The sequence below is a fragment of the Aquirufa sp. A-Brett2-15D genome (assembly GCF_054558735.1).
In genome coordinates this window covers 305223-323634 of record NZ_JBSKFT010000002.1, presented here as the reverse complement: position 1 = coordinate 323634, position 18412 = coordinate 305223, and the positions used below count along the sequence as shown (strand labels likewise).

The window sequence follows — 18412 nt, the reverse complement described above, 5'->3', positions numbered from 1 at the left end:
ATATCCGTTCTACAAAAAATATATAATGCGTAACGACTTAATTATTGGTTTAGATATTGGTAGCTCACATGTTAGAGCTATTGCAGGAAAGCAAAATGACCGCGGCAGATTAGAAATTTTAGCAACAGGGACCTCTAATAACATCAATAATGTGTTAAATGGGGAAATTGTTAATATCAATAAAACGACGGCGGCGATTTCCGAAGCCATGAGTCAAATTTCTCACGTGTTAGACGGAAAGAATTCAGACCACTTCTTCGCCTCTAATCTTTCAGGCTCACATATTAAAGTGCAGCCTTTTAGCTTATCGAAAATTAGAAAAAACGAAAGAGATGCCGTTTCAAGCAATGAGGTAATGAGCCTTTTTGAGGAAGCTAAGCGTACTTTTGCAGATAAAAATCCTTGCGTTTTACACTCCTTACCTATCGGTTTTAAGGTAGGTAATTTACCTGAAACCTTAGATCCCATCGGTCAAATAGGCCAAAAAATCCAAGCCGATTTCGTTTTCATCTCTGCGAATCCGAGTAAGAATGATTTATTAACACAATGCTTGAAATCAGCAGAAACGAAGCATTTAAAGAAAGGAAATGTGTATTTCAGTTCTTTAGCAACCGCTAGTTCTGTCTTGAATAAGGAAGAAAAGCAGGAAGGCGTTGTATTAGTAGATTTAGGTAGTGGTACCACGGAGATTAGTATTTTCCAAAACAACCGCATAAAGCATGCTACCGTATTAAACTGGGGTGGTGATCTACTGACGGATGATATTCAATCGGGATTAGATATCTCAAGAGATCATGCGGAAACGCTTAAGGTTCGTTTTGGTTCTGCGATACAGAAAGACATTCCGGTGAGTGAGGTCGTGATGATTCCTGGAATTGCGGGTCGTAAGGCTACGCCGGTATCGGTTAAGAACTTAGCGATCATCATTGAAGAGCGTTTGAAAGAATTAGCTGCTATTGTGGTAGCCGAAGTTTCTAAGCACGCTGACATCAAGAATTTGAAAGCTGGTATCGTTTTAACCGGAGGTGGTGCGCAATTGCCTTATATTGATGAATTGTTCCAAAAATTCACCAACCTAGATGCCCGCATTGGGGATCCAAATGCTACCTCAAGTAATTCTGAGATTGCTGCAGAAATTAAAGACCCCTCTTTTGCAACGGTTATAGGTTTAGTTCAAGTATACTACGATCAACAAGAGACAGCTGAAGCAGATGATGCCCAGATGGCTAGTGTGCCTATGAAAGAGATGGCAACAGAATCAGCTTATACTGAGTCGAAATCATCCAAACCCGCGCCGCGTATTGGCGACTTATTCCGCAAAATGGTAGATGTCGTGATGGGTGATGATGAAGGAGGGGACGCCTCTTACTAATTTAGAAAAGCTTCGATTCAATCAACTGAATCAAAATGTGGATCACTTTGATGTGGATTTCTTGAATGCGATCTGCGTAACCAAAGTGGTCCACTCTTATTTCGTGGCAACCATAGGCCGCTAATTGACCACCGTCTTTACCCGTCAATAGAATCACTTCCATTCCTTTAGCCTGAGCCGCTTTTACAGCTTCGATAATGTTCGCCGAATTTCCGGAGGTGGAAATGCCTACTAGCACATCTCCTTTGTTTCCTAAACCCTCTATAAATCGAGAAAAGATATAATTATAACCAAAGTCATTGCTCACACAAGAGATGTGCGAAGGATCCGAGATTGCCATAGCGGCTAAAGCTGGACGATTCTCCCGGTAGCGACCGGATAATTCCTCAGCAAAATGCATCGCATCGCAATGACTCCCACCATTCCCACAAGACAAAATTTTATTCCCTTTCTGTAAAGCTGAAACTAATATATCAGCCGCCTTTTCGATCGATTCGATCTTCGCAGGATTGGCTAAAAAGTCAGCCAGAACTTGCTGAGATTCTTGAAGAGATTGGGTGATCAGATTATTCATAGGACAAAGATAATTAAAAATCGCCTCCTGCGCCGCCTCCACCGAAGTCCCCTCCGCCAAAGCCGCCGAAATCAAATCCCCCGCCTCCACCACCAGATCCGCCTCCACCATAATTTCCGCCTCCTAAGAAAATAGGGGGAAAGAACATGCCACCTCCGCGAGTTCCGGGGCCTCCTTTGCCTCCGCCATTGCGAGCGGCTTTGATAATGGAGATAATCACTAAAATAAGGAAAATGATAATAAAGGGTGGAATCCCCTGCGGTTCTTCTCCGCTATCTTCATTCTTGAATTCTCCACTCGCGCGACGCATCATTTCGGAGGTCGCTTGCTCTAAACCTTGGTAATAAGCTCCAGCTTTGAAGGTAGGCTTTAAAGTTCGGTTGATAATACGTTTGCAGACAGCATCGGGTAAGACATCTTCGATACCACGACCTGTTACAATCCGAAGCTTGCGATCCTGCATGGCTACGAGGATGACGACGCCGTTATTTTTACCTTTTTGGCCTACTCCCCAAATTTTACCAATATCAATCGCGTAATCGTAAGGATCGCGGCCATTCGTGGAATTAACTAGTACGATGGCAAATTGTGTGGAAGTGGAATCTGCATAACCGCGCATTTTTTGTTCTAGCGCATTTTCTTCTTCCGGATTTAATAAACCAGCCTCGTCTAAAATATAACCCGCTGGTTTAGCAGGAATACCTTCTTGGGCAAAAACGGTGGAAAAGGAAAGAAGAAAAACAAAAAGCAGAATCCGCATAAATATAGATTAGATGCCAAAAGAAATTTCGTTCGACAATTCATTGACATCCCCCGCATCATAAGGGAAAAAGTTAGCTAATACCTCTCCGGTGCGCTTTACACCATGAGCGAGACCTGCGCCAAACTCATTTTTTGCTAAATAAGCCCGCATCTCATCTCGAATGGTTTCCCAAAACTCCGCTGGCACTTTCGCGTCGATTCCTTTGTCCCCGATGATACTATACTTACGGTCTTTGATCGCCAAATACACCAAAACCCCATTCTGCAAATCCGTTTTCTGCATGCCTAATTGAAAGAATACTTCTTTTGCCCGATCGATCGGATGTCCAGCGCAATGACTTTCAATGTGCACGCGAATCTCTCCAGATGTGATTAATTCCGCATCGTGAATGGCTTGTAAAATCAGGTTTTGGTGTTCTTCTGACAACATCCTTATTTCTTCTCGTCAAAGTTTACTTCCGGTGCTTTATCTGATCCAGCATCTGCTTGGAAGAATCCTTTCTCTGCAAATCCAGAGAACGACGCGATTAAGCTATTAGGAAAAGTAACGATTAAGGTATTAAAGGCCTGAACCGATGCATTGAAATTATCACGCTCTTCTTTGATACGGTTTTCTGTACCCTCTAGTTGAGCTTGCAATTCAGAGAAGTTCTCCGTTGCTTTCAATTGAGGATAGTTTTCAGCCACCACCATTAAACGAGATAAAGCACCGCCTAAAGTAGATTGAGCCGCCTGGTATTTTTGTAAATTCTCTGGGCTTAAATCCTTCGAGTCTAATTTCATTTGTGTTGCACTAGCACGCGCTTGGATCACCGCTGTTAAAGTGGATTTCTCGAAATTAGCCACGCCTTGAACCGTCTTTACTAAATTTGGAATTAAATCCGCACGACGCTGGTATGCACTTTGAACATTTGCCCATTTAGCTTTTACGTCCTGATCAGAGGTAGCCATGCTGTTGCGTGAACCTACACCCCAAAAAATCACGAGAGCAATAACTCCCAAAACAATTAATACTGTTAATAAGGTCTTATTCATGTTGATAAATTTTAATTGGTTTTATTTGAAACAAAAATAACTATTAAATATTAAAGACCTGATTTTTGTGCAACAATCATCCGGTCATTTTCTTTGAAATCTTTTAAAACTTTAACCTCTTGGAAACCCTTGCTAAACAAGAGTTCAACGGTTTGAGTTCCAAAATGCTGGTTAATTTCTAGACACAAATATCCTCCAGTTGTTAATCGAGCAATAGCAAAATTCGCTAAGGCGTCGTAATATCTTAAGGCATCGTCAGTAGGCACAAATAAGGCCAAATGAGGTTCATAATCTAGCACGTGGCTCGCCATCTCTTTTTTCTCGTCTTCTGTCACGTAAGGTGGGTTCGAAACAATGACATCCCAAGTACCCTCCGAAGAAGGCCAAGTAAAAATATCTTGTTGCTTAAATTCAACCGAGGTGCCTAGCAAAAGTGCATTTTGACGAGCGACATCAAGTGCTCCTATTGAAATATCCCAGGCCTCTACTTTCAAAGAGGGTCGTTCTAATTTCAACGAGATGGGAATACAACCAGAGCCTGTTCCCACATCTAATACGGAGGCATTTTTAGGCGCATGACGTAATAGGAGATCCACCAACTCCTCGGTTTCAGGCCTAGGAATCAGGGTATCCGAATTCACTGAAAATAAATGATCTCGAAAATAGGTCTTCCCCATCACGTATTGTAGGGGTTCTCCCGCTGCCAAGCGCGCCATACGCAACGACCAATCTGCTGGTAAATCCACCTCTTTTTTTAAAACGATGTCCATAGAACTTAGATTCCATCCCAGATCAAGGCAGCGAAAAGCGATTGCACGAGCCTCTGAAGCCTCGTAATGAGCACTAATCGAATCAGTAATTTGTTGGATGAGAATAGGACTAGAAATCGATATCATTTGTGGATTATTTGGGTAAATTTACGAATTATAAACCGATCAAAACGCTATGAAAAAATTAATACTACCGCTCATCACAATACTGGGCTTACAGACCACGGTGAATGCGCAATACAAGACGATAGGCAAAATTCATGTCTACGATGAATCCCTAAAAACCTTGATCGACCCAGCTACTCCCATCGAAATTGTGGCTGAAGGATATACGTGGTCGGAAGGACCTGTTTGGGTAAAGAAAGGAGGCTACCTGTTGTTCTCAGATGTCCCTGAAAATAAGATTTACCAGTGGACCGCAGAGAAGGGGGCCGTTCTTTATCTAACGCCATCCGGTTATTCAGGCTCGGTGTATTATTCTTATGAACCGGGTGCGAATGGTTTGATTATAAACCAAAAAGGGAACCTCGTATCGGCCGAACACGGGAATAGACGAATTGCGGAAATGCCTTTGGGAAAACCCGAATCAAAAAAATCCCTAAGTGGCTTATGGGAAGGGAAAAAACTCAATAGCCCGAACGACGTCATCCAAGCCAAAAACGGGGATTATTATTTCACCGACCCTCCCTATGGTTTACCGGGGCGCGGAAAAGACGAGCCAGCTAAGGAATTAGCCTTTCAGGGGGTCTTCCGCATCACGAAAAAAGGGGAGATGAGTTTGCAATACGCTAAAATGGCAAGGCCGAATGGTTTAGCGATGAACCCTGACGAAAGCATCTTATATGTAGGCTCATCAGAACCGAAGGAATCGCATATTTTAGCTTTTCCCGTGGGCAAAGACGGAAACTTAGGCGAACCTAGCGTTTTCTTCGATGCAGCCGAATTAGCGAAACAAGGAATCCGCGGAGGTTATGATGGAATGAAACTAGATAAAATGGGTAATATCTGGACGACTGGACCAGGGGGAATTTTGATCATCAGCCCAGCTGGTAAATTATTGGGACGTATAGAGACGGGGAACCCGAATTCGAATGTGAATTTTGGGGAAGATGGCTCGACGCTTTTTATTACTTCGAAGATGAATTTGCTTCGAGTGAAGACGATGACGAAAGGGCTAAAATAAATCTAGCCGATACCTAAAAAAAAGGCCTCGATCGCAAAATCGAGGCCTTTCTCTTTTTATAATTCTTTGATTTTAATGTTTCGGTACCAAACCGGATTACCATGATCTTGCAAAGCAATGCGCCCTTGCATATTCACCCCAAATCCTGGCATCGTCTTGAATTTAGAACCGGCAATCATTGCCTTCCAATTCGCATCGTCTGTACGCGTTTCTACGACTTTCGATCCATTTAAATACAATTGCAATAAGCCTTTGTTATTTACGATACGCGCCGTATTCCACTCCCCTACAGGTTTAGTTACCTTTACGGATGATTTAATTAAATCATATAAATCACCTGAATTATGCTTGATAATTTTTCCATCCGGATGTCCGTCATCATCTAATACCTGCATTTCAGGGCCAGTATTATAGGTGCTGCGGTATTTAACGGGATCTTCTGTGACATTGAAAATAATTCCGCTATTTCCATTAGGTGAGATTCTCCAATCCACCGAGAAATCATAATTTACATAGGCTGCATCAGTGATCAAATCGCCACCGTCTTTTTTAGTTAAATCAAATCCAATAATGCCATCTTCGATCGTCCAAGATGCACCTACTTTGCCTGGTTTGCCATAGGTATGCCAGCCAGTGAAAGTTTTACCATCAAATAAAAGTTTAGTACCATTTTTCTTCTCGGCCCTTGAAAGCTCGTTTGCACCCTGACCAAAAGAAGATAACGCTAAGCAAATCGCCGCGCAACTCAAAAGTAATTTGTTCATGTTTTTAAGGTTTATGATTTTTACAATACTACTAAAAGTCTGCAACAATTGTATCCCTTGCGGACAATTTTAGCTTTAAATCTTCGTAAATTGCGGGCTGATATAAAAATCCATGAAGACTAAAGTAGCCCCAAAGCCCTCCATCAACATCATCACCCTCGGTTGTTCGAAGAATCTTGTCGATTCTGAGGTACTCTATACCCAATTAAAAGGGAATGGATTAGAGGTGACGCACGAGGCGAAAAAGGACAAGGCGAATATCGTCGTGATTAATACCTGTGGATTTATAGATAATGCCAAACAAGAGTCCATCGACACTATTTTGCGCTATGCAGATGCAAAACAGGCCGGTAAAATTGATAAATTATATGTGACGGGATGTTTGTCCCATCGTTACAAAGAGGATTTAGAACGGGAGATTCCGATGGTTGACTCCTTCTTTGGGACTAATGAATTACCTCGCTTACTAAAGGCCCTCAAGGCTGATTATAAGCATGAATTAGTGGGCGAGCGTTTATTAACAACGCCTGCGCATTATGCGTATTTAAAGATTGCAGAAGGTTGTGATCGCCCTTGCAGTTTCTGTGCGATTCCATTAATGCGTGGAAAGCACGTATCGACTCCGATGGAGGAATTAGTAAAGGAGGCGAACTCATTAGCGAAGAAAGGTACGAAAGAATTGATTTTAATCGCCCAAGACCTTACTTTTTATGGCTTAGACCTAAAAGGTGAAGGCAAAGGCGGTCGCCAATTAAAAGAATTATTAGAGCGCTTATCCGATGTCAATGGCATCGAGTGGATCCGCTTACAATATGCCTATCCAGCTGGCTTCCCAGTAGAAATACTAGATACCATGGCGGAACGCGATAATATCTGCAATTACCTCGACATGCCACTTCAAAGTGGTTCAGATGCCATGTTAAAGCACATGCGCCGTGGAATCACCCGCGCTAAAACGGAGGAATTAATCAACACCATTCGCGAAAAAGTTCCGGGCATTGCCTTGAGAACAACCCTGATCTCTGGTTATCCGGGAGAAACGGAAGAAGACTTCGAGGAGACCTATTCTTTCGTGGAACGTATGCGTTTCGATCGATTGGGCATCTTTAATTATAGCCACGAGGAAAATACGCATGCTTATTTAGTGAACGATGATGTACCAGAAGAGGTGAAGCAATACCGTTCGGATGAGATTATGGCAGTGCAACAAGGTATTTCTGAAGAGTTGAATCAAGAGAAGGTAGGCCAAACACTAAAAGTCATGGTCGACCGCAAAGAGAGTGGTTTCTTCGTAGGACGTACCGAATTTGATTCTCCGGAGGTGGATAATGAAGTGTTGATTCCGGCGCAACAATATGCACGTTTGGGCGATTTTGTGAACGTGAAGATTAATAAAGCGGAAGAATTCGACTTATACGGCGATATTATAGCGTAAACGAGCTGATTCGCATATCCCGCAAATCAAAAGTTAATAGGCCTTTTTGGGCTGGCGATTCGAAGCCGGCTAGGTAGAAGATGGCTTCTTTAGCCTGAAACAAACCAATAATTCCTGGCAATACACCTAAAACACCTACCTCATCACAGGACGGAATTTCTTCTAGACTCGGTTCTACCGGAAAAAGGGTGCGATAGGATGGCCCCTGAGGATGAAAAACGGCAAACTGCCCTTCCCAGGCGTGAATCGCACCATAGACAAATGGCTTTTTCAAAGCCACACACACATCATTAATCAAATAACGAGTTTGGAAATTATCCGTGCAATCAATGATTAGATCTTGTTTCTCAATGTAATTCGATGCGTTTTCGACTGTTAAATTCTCCGCGACGCCTGTAACCACAATCGCAGGGTTCAAGTCTCGCAAGGCCTCCGCTGCCTTTATGGCTTTAGAAGCACCTACCTCATCTGTCTTATATAAGACTTGCCGTGCCAGGTTCGATAATTCAATTACATCAGCATCCAGTATCGTGATCGATCCCACACCAGCCGCCGCTAGATAAGGCAAGGCACCACAGCCCAAACCACCAGCACCCACCACTAGAATGGACGCCTCTTTCAGGCGCAATTGCTGTGCTTTCCGCCATTCGGGCAGATTTAGTTGTTTGCGGTAGCGTTCGAATTCTAAATCGCTTAACATATACGTAGGTACAAATAAAAAAAGCCTCCCTGAATTTCAGGAAGGCTAATTTCGGTAAATATTTTGAAAACTAAACGCTTAATGTACCCTTACGAGCTGCAGCGATTAAAGTTTTTTCGAAACCATTCTTGTTAATCGTACGAATTGCTTTCGCACAAACCTTCATGCGAACCCAAACACCTTCAGACTCTAAGAAGAACTTCTTAGTCTGTAAGTTCGGGTAGAACTTACGCTTAGTCTTATTATTAGCGTGAGAAACGTGGTTTCCTACTTGAGTTTTGCGTCCTGTAATTTGACAAACCTTTGCCATCGTATTTTTATTTATCTTTTATTTAATATTATTCTTTCCTATAAGGGATTGCAAAATTAGGAAATATTTTGAAATAACCCAAACGTCAGTCGAAAATTTATAAAATGCGAGACAATGTGTATCTTTGGGGATGGCTAAGCGTAATACGAAGGCACCCCTAAAGAAAAAAATCGTTTCTTCCCTGATCTGGTTAGGAACCTTGCCTTTGTGCCTATATACCCTGCTGACCTATCTTTTAAGCTATTCGCTCATCGTAGAGCATTGGGTTGCCGGCTTTATTATGATGACGATGCCTTACGCACAATTATTGTGCTTTATCTCCTTGATTTACTGGATTTTTCAGCGAGCGAAGCGAGCGCTTTTGCCCTTGATCGTGTTAGCGCTGGGATATGGATTTATCGGCAGAACCATTAGCTTTAATCAACCTGTGGCGAGTTTAACGAAGCCGATGACGGTGATGAGCTATAATGTTTTTGGGATGTATTCAAATGAGTATGAGGCCAAAAAAGAGTCATTAGAAGAACTGAAAAAATTCATTCGCGATTACGATGCGGACATCAAATGCTTCCAAGAATTCTATTCTCATTCCGATCGCAAAGCCTTTCATACCGTTTCCTTCATGAAGGAAAAATACCCACATTACGCCTTCATTCCGCTGAAAAAGCAATTATTTGATTCGCACGAGAAGATGGGATTAGTCGTATTCTCTAAATACCCCATCATCCACGAGGAAGGCGAACAATTCGAAAATTCAGCTAACGGATATCTATTAACTGATATTGTGAAGGATCAAGATACGATTCGGGTGATTAATATGCAGCTTTGGTCCATGGGAATTCGGGTAAATAAGATGACCTCTAAGATTCGTTTGCAGGATTATACGGATGCCCAAAAAGAAGGACGCGGCATCATTTCCTCCCTCCGCAAAGGCTTCATAGAGCACAAAAAGGAGATGGACAAGATCAATCGTTTGATCCAAAAAAGCCCTTATCCTATAATTGTCGTGGGGGATTTAAACGAAACTCCTTCCGGCTGGGCGTATGGAACGATTCGCGAACGTTTAAAAAACTCGTTCGAAGAAGCCGGTTCTGGATTCGGCTTCACTTTGAATCGCAGTCCTTATTTAGTCCGCATCGACGATCAATTCTTCTCGAAGGAATGGAAAGCCATCAACTTCCAAACCCTACGCAACATCAAATACTCCGACCACCTCCCTACCGTAGGTCAATACATCTTGCATGGAAAATAAGCTCTGGAAGGTTTTAGGAACTACTTTCGGGGTGGCTGTCACCCTGGGGGGCACCATAGGAACCGGCATTCTGCGTAAACCAGGCCCTATCGCCGCATCCCTTCACGATCCCGGCTTAATCCTAGGCTTGTGGATTCTAGTAGCCATTTATGCCCTTTTAGGCGTTAGCTGTCTTTTAGAATTAAGTTTATCCATTCCCAAAGCCGGCTCTTGGTATGTCTATGCCGAACGCGCTTTTGGCCGCTATATCGGATTCCTCGTAGGCCTCACGAGTTGGTTAGGAACCGTCACTGCATTAGGTTTCGGATCTTATACCTTTAGTGAATACCTCATCATCGTTTTCCCCTCGTTAAGCCCCTATTTAGTCTATTGCGCCATCGGTATTTTAGCGCTTTTATGGTTTTTCCATCAATTAGGCGTGGTCATGGCGGGCAAATCACAAGAATGGCTCAGCGGCATAAAGGCGGTTGCCTTATTGATTTTTATCGCTATTTGTTTCCTTTATGGCGGAGGTGGCGTGTTTAATGAGCAGGCCAAAGCTCCTGCAGGTCTCCCCCTCGCCACCGGCATCATGACCGCACTTTTATCTATTTTTTATGCTTTCGACGGCTGGCACACCGCCAGCTATTTCACGGAAGAAAACAAGGATCCGGTCAAATCCATGCCAAAATCGATGTTCATAGGCGTCATCGTCGTCGCCGTAATCTATCTTTTGATAAACGTAGGCATACTTTATAGCCTCCCTTTGGAAACCCTTTCGAATAGCAAATTAGCCGCAGCAGATGCCATGAAAGCCTTGTTTGGCGCAGATATGGGACGCTGGATAACGGTCTTTTTAATGCTGAGTATTTTAGGGATTCTAAATACCCAAGTGATGTTTGCTCCTCGCGTTATCTATTCGATGAGTCGCGATGGGCTATTTTTCAAACAAGCCGAAAAAGTAAACGCGGCCGGCTCTCCTACCACGGCTACCCATTTAACGGTCTTTTCCGCCTGCATTTTCTTATTAGCAGGTAAGGAAATTAACGAACGTCTGTCAGACATCGCCACCTTCTTTTTTGTAGCCAGTTATTTAGCGGGATTCGCCTCTTTATTAAAGCTACGGGTTAAAGAGCCTGATTTAAAACGTCCTTACCTGGTGTGGGGATATCCAGTATTACCTTGGATACTCGTGATTATCTCGGCCCTGTTCCTGCTCGGAACTTTGGTGACGAATTTAGGAAGTGTGGTGTATGTGGTGGGGTTTATCCTTTTAAGTTTTTTGATTTTCAAAACCGGAGGTCTTGAAAATCAAAAAAAAGCATAAAGCACAAAGAATAAAGCATAAAGTCCGGAGGGAATGAGTCCGAAGGGAAAAATACATTCCTGAATACCTCGCCGACGGCGATACCAACTTTGATCTTTGATCTTTGATCTTTGAAATTTGCTTGATCATCGCCGCCGGCGATACCAACTTTGAACTTTGGTCTTTGCTCTTTGAAATTTGCTTGATCATCGCCGGCGGCGATACCAACTTTGAACTTTGGTCTTTGCTCTTTGCAATTTGCTAGTGTATTGCTCTCAAAAACTGCACCACCGAGTTCTTAATTTCTTTTACCGTCGTGTTGCCGAGATTTGACATGACGGAGAAGGTTAGTGTCTTTCCTTCTTTGGTCAAATAATAACCGGAAAGATTATAGGTATTCCCAAAAGAGCCCGATTTAGCCCAGATACGCACGCCGTCATTCAGATCCTGCACGTTACGCATCGTTCCCGTCTTACTGGCTTCTGGTAAAAGTGCATGCAAACGGTCTGGCGCGACTTCGCGCGACAAAGCCTCCAGGATGTAGATGAAATCCTTTGGCCTAAAAAGATTATAGCGAGACAAACCAGAGCCGTCGACCCAACGAATATCTTGTAGGAATTCATTCCCGGGTTCTTTCTTTAAATTTTCTATCACCTGCGCCGGATCCCAGCCTTTTTCAGCGGCGATCATCACAAGTAATTGCTCCGCAACCGCATTATTGCTCTCATGCAATATGGCAACATATAAACTATCCATTTTGCCCGCATAAAAAATGCGCGCATCCGGGTGAACCGCGAGTGGCATCGATTCCACCGATTTGTGCAGCGTATCCGTTAGTAAGAAGGTCGTCATTTCCGGAGAAGTAATAAAAGGCACATCTTGGTTGCCGTATTTTTCGGTCTTCAACTCCGGTAAAGTGAACTCGTTTTTCAAGCGATTGCGTCTCACTTCCTGCGTAGATCCTGTTTTAGAAACCGCTTCAAAAGCGTCCGGCAAAATCTGCCATTTTTTCGATGCCGCTTTAAAACTAACTACATTACCATATAGTGGCATATCTGATATTTCAGCAGAATACGAGTCATTATAATCATCCCAAGCCCATCCAGCACCAAAGATGGGCTGAGGTTTCAAAGGCGCTCCATACACGAGAACCTTCGATGAAGCGGCTAAAAAATCACGCAAGGCTGTATTTTTAAGATTTGGATGTAGGTTAGAAATATCCCCCGTGCCCCAGAAAAACAGGGTATCCTTGGTTTCGCGGTACTTAAAAGAGGGGATTTGATTTCCTAGGATTCGATTCGCTTGTAAAAAAGTCAAAAGCTTCGTGTTCGAAGCTGGCATAAAATACTGATCTGCATTCTTTTCAAAAAGAACTTTTCCTGTCGCCATTTCCTTAATCATCACACCGCTCGAACGCTGCGCGAGGCTAGATTCGTTGAAGGCGATTTGCAAATGAGAGCTTTGGCAAGATGCTAAAGATAGCAGGAGTAAAAAGGCTAAATTTTTCATGCAATAAAGGTAAAAGGTTTAGCGAATTATTACAGCCAAATCTGTTTAATCGTCCCTAAATATTCTCCCTTCTTTCCGGTATGCACAAAATCAAGAATGGCGTCGTTCATGGAGGGATATATATTTAATTCCGCGATTTTGTCCACAGGCACCCAGACTAATTCGTTCGCCGTGGTTTCTCCGGGTTGTAATTGTGGAATGCCTCCTACAATGTCGCCCTCAAATAATACATGTAAGCAAGCGTCGTAATCAGTGGTAGCATGTACCTGACCCACCGCTATCATTTCCCCCACTTCGACCTCGATGCCTAACTCCTCCTCACATTCACGGGCAATTGTCACCGGAAATGTCTCCCCTGGATCTACATTTCCACCTGGCAAAGTGAATTTACTCGCTCCCGAATAATCATACTGCAACAATAACAAATGATTATTTTCAATGATGAGGGCAGCTGGTCTAATTCGCATTTGGATTGTACATTTTGAAAAGATAAATATACCATTAGATTTCCTAAATTGCAGGCATAATGAACGTATAGCATGCAAATAAGAGAAATTTGTCAGGTGATGGAACTTTGGGCGCCTTTAGCCTGGCAAGAATCATACGATAACGCGGGTTTACTAGTGGGAGACGCTTCCTCGGAGGTAAAAGGCGTATTAATCAGCCTCGATTGTACGGAAGAGGTCGTGGAAGAAGCCATCAAAAAGGGCTGCAACTTGATCATTTCACACCATCCCATCGTTTTCTCCGGTTTAAAGCGAATCACCGGCGCTTCGTATGTCGAACGAACGGTCATCAAAGCTATTCAGAATAATATCGCTCTTTACGCATCACATACGAACCTGGATCATGCGCCCAAGGGGGTCAGCTACCATTTAGCTGCTAAGCTAGGCATCACAGGACAGGTATTAAGACCCCTGCGCGATGCATTAAAAGCATTACAGTATTATGTGCCGGTTTCACATGAGCAAGCCCTGCGAGACGCATTGCACGCGGCTGGGGCAGGAAATATTGGCGAATATTCGAATTGCAGTTTTACTCAGGAAGGTTTAGGTCGTTTTCAACCGTCTTCGGCGTCAAACCCTCACACAGGCACAGCGAATGTTTTATCCGAAGTGCAGGAAGTGAAAGTGGAGATGATTTTTCCTGCACATCTTTCCGCTGCCGTGTTATCTGCCTTAAAAGCAGCTCATCCCTACGAGGAAGTTGCTTATTCGATTCATTCATTGGATAATTCTTGGCAAGACGTGGGTTCTGGATATATCGGAACTTTAGAAAAACCTTTGTCGCCTGAGGAGTTTTTAGTTTTTGTCAAAAACCGTCTAGGCCTTCAAGCCCTCAAACATACGGCTTTACCTGAAGGTCAGATTTCCAAAGTGGCCGTTTGTGGTGGCGCCGGAAGTTTCTTGATTTCAGAGGCTAAAAAGCAAAAAGCGGATGCCTATATCACATCAGATATCAAGTACCACGAGTTTTTTGACGCAGAAAATCAATGTCTACTACTCGATGTAGGTCATTATGAATCTGAAGTAATGATTATTGAGGCGATTCATAATTATTTATCAAAAAAATTTAGTACTTTTGCGGTTCTCCTGAAAAGCGAAACGAATACAAATCCTGTGTCAATCGCTTAATAAAAGGATAGAATTTAGACAATTCAAATAAATTAGAATAATGGCTACAGTTACCGAAACAACAATTGCCCAGCGGCTAGAAGCACTTTTAAAGCTTCAATTAATTGACAGCAACTTAGATTCAATCCGTAAGGTGCGTGGTGATTTACCCGAAGAAGTTCGTGATTTAGAAGATGAGATCATGGGTTTAGAGACTCGTTTGGCTAAATTTCAGCAGGACGTAGCTGATTTCGAAGAGCAAATCACTAACTATAAAATCGCTAAGAAGAATTCTGATAACTTAATCATTAAGTATAAGGAACAACAAATGAATGTGCGTAATAACCGCGAATTCGATGCAATTTCTAAGGAAATTGAATTACAAGGAATCGAAATGGAGATTGCGGACAAACGTATCAAGGAAATTGATTTCAAAGTTTTGAACAAAAACGACGAAATCGCTTCCGTAGAATCAAACTTGTTTGAGCGCAAGAAAGATCTTGAGATCAAGCAAAACGAATTACAAGTAATCATCGCAGAAAGCGAAGAAGACGAGCAAAAATCATTAAAAGATCGTGAGAAAGCTGTGAAAATAGTAGACGAGCGTCTTTTCAAGTCTTACACAAAATTACGCGATAACGCACGTAACGGCTTAGCGGTTGTTTTAGTGAAGCGTGGTGCTTGTGGTGGATGTTTCAGCTCAGTACCTCCACAACGTCAAACAGACATCAAAGACAAGAAGAAAATCTTAGTTTGCGAGCATTGTGGACGTGTATTTGCAGGTGTGGAAGATGTGATTCCAGCTCCAGAAAAAGAAAAGAAATCTCGCGCTAAAGCAACTCCAGCTGCAGCTAAAGAAGCCGTTGCTGCTGAGTAATTTCAATAAGCATATAGATAGAGAAAGCCCGCTAGAGATAGCGGGCTTTTTTTGTGGGTAATATTCTCCTTTTGATTTTTGTCAATCAAAAAAAATATCCTGTATGAACAGGAAGGCTATATTTTGCCCTATAATAAATGATGCAGGCTTCATTTTTGACACTGAAATATTGCTCATTTAAAGCCGCGGTCGATAGGATATAAAATAAAAAAATACCTTTGCATCCTCAACTTAAAAAGACCTGTTCTATGAAGCCAAAAACCTCCCCTTCGAAATCAGTTATTTCTATAGCAGATTTAGACCTTGGAATTAAAAGTAATTCCAAACGACAACGTGTTGTAGCCTTGTTACTTTTCCTTATCCAGCATAAGGGATCCTTTGTTAGTAAGCGTCGGATGTCAGCGTTCTTAGGTGTGACGGATCGTTCGCTATTTCGCTACTTAGGGGAGTTAAAGACGGTAGTGCATTTAGAGACTAAAAGTGGAATGTATGGCTTAGCGAATGCGGCCTAATAAAATAGTGTTTGTGTGTGTTTGTTTTCATAATTGTTGTTTGGTGATTTTAGTGTGAACCTGGAAATTCGGCTGCTTTTAGCGGCCGAATTTTTACAAAAACCTCCTTACTATGGATGCATTTTTTACTAGTTTAGGCATTATTTCTGTCTTAGGGCTGATCATTTCGTTCTTTATGGAGGAACCAAAAGCTATAGATGATATCCATAAAAATCTTCGAAAATTAGGCGTTTCTCCACTGGAAAAGGGTCAGAAAAGTCCCTATAAATTAACAATTACGGATAAAAAAGGAGAAATGGCGACGTACCCATTAGATCAGGAAAACTTCTTTTTTGTTATTTGTCATTTTTCTCCTAATTGTGAGGCTTTTGCGAGCTATATGCTGGAATTATGGTGCTTATCCCCCTTTCACTTAGTCCTGACAGATAATTTAGGGGCTACTAAAAAAACGGAAACATTAGGCTATTGGCAATGGAACGGAAAACAACATACCATCAGCCTGAAAACTAAAGACGTGAAATGTGAGGTGATTGCACTTATCCTCCTTCACGAGATTGCCCACCTGCGGATTCATACGCTTAGCTCCTACGCCTATGTCTATAATTTGAGTGGCAAAAAGATTAAGTCGCCCTATTACGGGATGAGTCTGAAGCCTCATGGCCCACAGTTTGCCGCCGTTTTTTCTGAGATTAGCCGGCCCACTTTAGAGATGAAGAAACTATATTCTTCTAAACAAAAGAGGCACCTGACGTCTTATTTTCAATCGCCCAAAAAAGTGCATTTAACTCCCCTCGCAAAGTGCGGCAGCATTCCGGTTTATTGATGAAACAGATAATTACAAATCGCATTCAGACAACCATCTCCATCACCAATGGGGATAGTCACGTATTCATTCAAACGAATCATGATTCGCCTAGTCTGATTCAGGTCAATACGAACGGGATACATATTCAGATCCAAACGGGTGGCGGAACAAGCATAGAGCCTACGTATGATTCTTACGAGGAAGTAAAACCTATTGCTTTGCCAGGTCCACAACCCATCAAGCCTAGGTTTACTGTTTGGCCTTTCACAAAATCCATTAAATACGTCAGCGACCTTCCGATTCAAACGACAGAATTCGTGCGCTTAGCGCTGAAGTGGTGTGAAGAAAATATCGAAAAGTCGAAACGTCAGTACACCTACGAATTAAAGTATTATAAGCCCAAAAAGACCATGGGTACCTATGGTTATGCAAGTCGAAAGATAACGGTCTATGTTTACCCCTCTTTAGAATTGAAGTCCCTTTGCGAAACTCTCATTCATGAATATGCCCATCACTTAAATCTTAAATCAAAGGCAGATCAGAACGAATATGATCGATTAACGCGGATTCATGGCTATTGGAATAATGCCCATGAAAGGCTCAGCCGAGCTTATGAAGCGAAATTTGGGCCAGAATTATGGGAGTATATGAGGGGGGTGGTTACCGTTAGATAAATATTATCAAATAGTCAGTAATAAATTTTTAATTTTTAACTCTAAAACGAATAAAACATGAAACTAATTAAGAAATTATCAGCGAACGAAATCCGTACTGGATTCATATCTCTTTCCAAAAACCTCTTAGGTACTTTTTATCCCAACTTCACCTTGGCAGACATCGAAAACGCGCCAAATCATAAAATTCGTATTGATCAAACCTTTCATGTTCCGCAACTTGAAGAAGAAATTTTTAACAAAAGATTAGAATTAAGAATTCAAGGAAGAACTGGAGGAATCGTTGTTGAACTGATTTTGAATAATATTATGCAAAGATTAAATCTTTTGGATACCGACTTGCTCATTATTGAACAAATAGATGAAAATGACTATCAGTTAGCTTATATCCGAGAAACTGATCATGTAAATTATGATCCTATTTTTGACTCACTCAACGGCAAGAGGTTTCTTGTTATTCAAGAGAATGAAGGAGCACAACCCATTGCCTATGTGGAGATTGAAAACACTATTGATGAGGATGCCGATGAGGATGATCTTAACAAAGACACTTCTAGCAGACTTGAAGAATTAATAACGAACGTAGCACCTGAAATCAAGGAACGAATATTGAAATTTCGACAAAGAAATAGATCCATTGTCAGTAACCTAAAAGAACTTTATCAAGGTAAATGTCAAATCACAGGAACCGAATTCACATTTTATAAAAAAAATGGAGAATTATATTCAGAGGTACATCATTTAATTCCATTGGGGGAAAATGGATCGGATTCCTATGCAAATGCAATCGTCGTTAGTCCTTTAGTTCATCGGATGTTACACTTTGCAGATGTTTCCGAAATCGACTTAAGTAAAATACACAATCACAAATTGCCATTATCAATCAATGGACAACCTTATGAAATTACTTGGCATCCTGAACATTCAAGTACAATTGAGGAGTCTTTGAATCATTAATTCAGTACGAATGAAATCAAAAAAAG

21 protein-coding genes are annotated in these 18412 nt (G+C 42.0%); 11 read left to right on the top strand and 10 right to left on the bottom strand.

Going from position 1 to position 18412, the window contains the following annotated elements; genetic code table 11:
- Window positions 1-25 precede the first annotated feature (25 nt).
- Window positions 26-1372, top strand: a complete 1347-nt coding sequence (gene ftsA, locus ACST14_RS06600; RefSeq protein ID WP_459461824.1) for a cell division protein FtsA — start codon at window positions 26-28, stop codon at window positions 1370-1372.
- Between the two features lies 1 nt (window position 1373).
- On the opposite strand, the gene lpcA is transcribed toward ftsA, so the two are convergent.
- From lpcA to prmC, 5 genes are read right to left on the bottom strand one after another with little or no spacing between them, the layout of a single operon-like run.
- Window positions 1374-1946 carry a D-sedoheptulose 7-phosphate isomerase gene (gene lpcA, locus ACST14_RS06595; protein WP_459461822.1) on the bottom strand — a complete coding sequence of 191 codons (573 nt, stop codon included), beginning with the start codon at window positions 1944-1946 and terminating at the stop codon, window positions 1374-1376.
- 13 nt (window positions 1947-1959) lie between these two features.
- Entirely contained in the window at window positions 1960-2706 is a 747-nt protein-coding gene (locus ACST14_RS06590; protein ID WP_459461820.1) for a TPM domain-containing protein, read from the bottom strand.
- A gap of 9 nt (window positions 2707-2715) precedes the next feature.
- Complete coding sequence (locus tag ACST14_RS06585) at window positions 2716-3138, bottom strand: TPM domain-containing protein (protein WP_459461818.1); 423 nt, start codon at window positions 3136-3138, stop codon at window positions 2716-2718.
- A gap of 2 nt (window positions 3139-3140) precedes the next feature.
- The gene (locus ACST14_RS06580; RefSeq protein WP_459461816.1) at window positions 3141-3743 is read right to left on the bottom strand and encodes a LemA family protein; all 603 of its coding nucleotides are present in this window, start codon (window positions 3741-3743) and stop codon (window positions 3141-3143) included.
- 50 nt (window positions 3744-3793) lie between these two features.
- Window positions 3794-4639, bottom strand: a complete 846-nt coding sequence (gene prmC / locus ACST14_RS06575; protein ID WP_459461814.1) for a peptide chain release factor N(5)-glutamine methyltransferase — start codon at window positions 4637-4639, stop codon at window positions 3794-3796.
- Between the two features lie 49 nt (window positions 4640-4688).
- On the opposite strand from prmC, the gene ACST14_RS06570 reads away from it, so the two are divergent.
- Window positions 4689-5696, top strand: coding sequence for an SMP-30/gluconolactonase/LRE family protein (locus tag ACST14_RS06570; RefSeq protein ID WP_459461812.1), 1008 nt, complete (start codon window positions 4689-4691; stop codon window positions 5694-5696).
- A 56-nt stretch (window positions 5697-5752) separates the two neighbouring features.
- Here ACST14_RS06570 and ACST14_RS06565 read toward each other — a convergent pair whose 3' ends face one another.
- The gene (locus tag ACST14_RS06565; RefSeq protein ID WP_459461810.1) at window positions 5753-6460 is read right to left on the bottom strand and encodes a 3-keto-disaccharide hydrolase; all 708 of its coding nucleotides are present in this window, start codon (window positions 6458-6460) and stop codon (window positions 5753-5755) included.
- A 112-nt stretch (window positions 6461-6572) separates the two neighbouring features.
- Here ACST14_RS06565 and rimO point away from each other — a divergent pair, with 112 nt between their 5' ends.
- Window positions 6573-7895 carry a 30S ribosomal protein S12 methylthiotransferase RimO gene (rimO, locus tag ACST14_RS06560; protein ID WP_459461808.1) on the top strand — a complete coding sequence of 441 codons (1323 nt, stop codon included), beginning with the start codon at window positions 6573-6575 and terminating at the stop codon, window positions 7893-7895.
- On the opposite strand, the gene ACST14_RS06555 is transcribed toward rimO, so the two are convergent.
- Both ACST14_RS06555 and rpmB read right to left on the bottom strand, forming a co-directional pair.
- Complete coding sequence (locus ACST14_RS06555) at window positions 7885-8595, bottom strand: HesA/MoeB/ThiF family protein (RefSeq protein ID WP_459461805.1); 711 nt, start codon at window positions 8593-8595, stop codon at window positions 7885-7887. The two genes, rimO and ACST14_RS06555, sit on opposite strands and share 11 nt — an antisense overlap.
- A gap of 70 nt (window positions 8596-8665) precedes the next feature.
- Window positions 8666-8905, bottom strand: a complete 240-nt coding sequence (gene rpmB / locus ACST14_RS06550; protein ID WP_459461803.1) for a 50S ribosomal protein L28 — start codon at window positions 8903-8905, stop codon at window positions 8666-8668.
- A 130-nt stretch (window positions 8906-9035) separates the two neighbouring features.
- Between rpmB and ACST14_RS06545 the strand changes: the two genes are divergently transcribed.
- On the top strand, window positions 9036-10154 hold the full coding sequence (locus ACST14_RS06545) for an endonuclease/exonuclease/phosphatase family protein (RefSeq protein WP_459461801.1): 1119 nt from the start codon (window positions 9036-9038) through the stop codon (window positions 10152-10154).
- A complete protein-coding gene (locus tag ACST14_RS06540; protein ID WP_459461799.1) occupies window positions 10144-11460 on the top strand; it encodes an APC family permease in 1317 nt (438 codons plus the stop codon). The genes ACST14_RS06545 and ACST14_RS06540 overlap by 11 nt, the downstream gene beginning before the upstream one ends.
- 240 nt (window positions 11461-11700) lie before the next feature.
- Here the strand turns inward: ACST14_RS06540 and ACST14_RS06535 are convergent, their stop codons facing one another.
- The gene (locus tag ACST14_RS06535) at window positions 11701-12948 is read right to left on the bottom strand and encodes a D-alanyl-D-alanine carboxypeptidase (protein WP_459461797.1); all 1248 of its coding nucleotides are present in this window, start codon (window positions 12946-12948) and stop codon (window positions 11701-11703) included.
- A 29-nt stretch (window positions 12949-12977) separates the two neighbouring features.
- A complete protein-coding gene (locus ACST14_RS06530; protein ID WP_459461795.1) occupies window positions 12978-13415 on the bottom strand; it encodes an NUDIX domain-containing protein in 438 nt (145 codons plus the stop codon).
- Window positions 13416-13487: 72 nt separating this feature from the next.
- Between ACST14_RS06530 and ACST14_RS06525 the strand changes: the two genes are divergently transcribed.
- The 6 genes from ACST14_RS06525 to ACST14_RS06500 all read left to right on the top strand — a co-directional run bounded on the left by ACST14_RS06525 (window position 13488) and on the right by ACST14_RS06500 (window position 18386).
- A complete protein-coding gene (locus tag ACST14_RS06525) occupies window positions 13488-14582 on the top strand; it encodes a Nif3-like dinuclear metal center hexameric protein (protein ID WP_459461793.1) in 1095 nt (364 codons plus the stop codon).
- Between the two features lie 40 nt (window positions 14583-14622).
- Window positions 14623-15438, top strand: a complete 816-nt coding sequence (locus tag ACST14_RS06520; protein ID WP_459461791.1) for a zinc ribbon domain-containing protein — start codon at window positions 14623-14625, stop codon at window positions 15436-15438.
- Between the two features lie 248 nt (window positions 15439-15686).
- A complete protein-coding gene (locus ACST14_RS06515) occupies window positions 15687-15950 on the top strand; it encodes a hypothetical protein (protein WP_459461789.1) in 264 nt (87 codons plus the stop codon).
- A gap of 112 nt (window positions 15951-16062) precedes the next feature.
- Window positions 16063-16773 (top strand): hypothetical protein, encoded by a 711-nt coding sequence (locus ACST14_RS06510; protein ID WP_459461787.1) that lies wholly within the window; start codon window positions 16063-16065, stop codon window positions 16771-16773.
- Entirely contained in the window at window positions 16773-17429 is a 657-nt protein-coding gene (locus ACST14_RS06505) for a hypothetical protein (protein WP_459461785.1), read from the top strand. Before ACST14_RS06510 ends, ACST14_RS06505 begins: the two co-directional genes overlap by 1 nt.
- Window positions 17430-17486: 57 nt before the next feature.
- Window positions 17487-18386: an HNH endonuclease gene (locus ACST14_RS06500; RefSeq protein ID WP_459461783.1), complete on the top strand. Its 900-nt coding sequence runs from the start codon at window positions 17487-17489 to the stop codon at window positions 18384-18386.
- Window positions 18387-18412 lie beyond the last annotated feature (26 nt).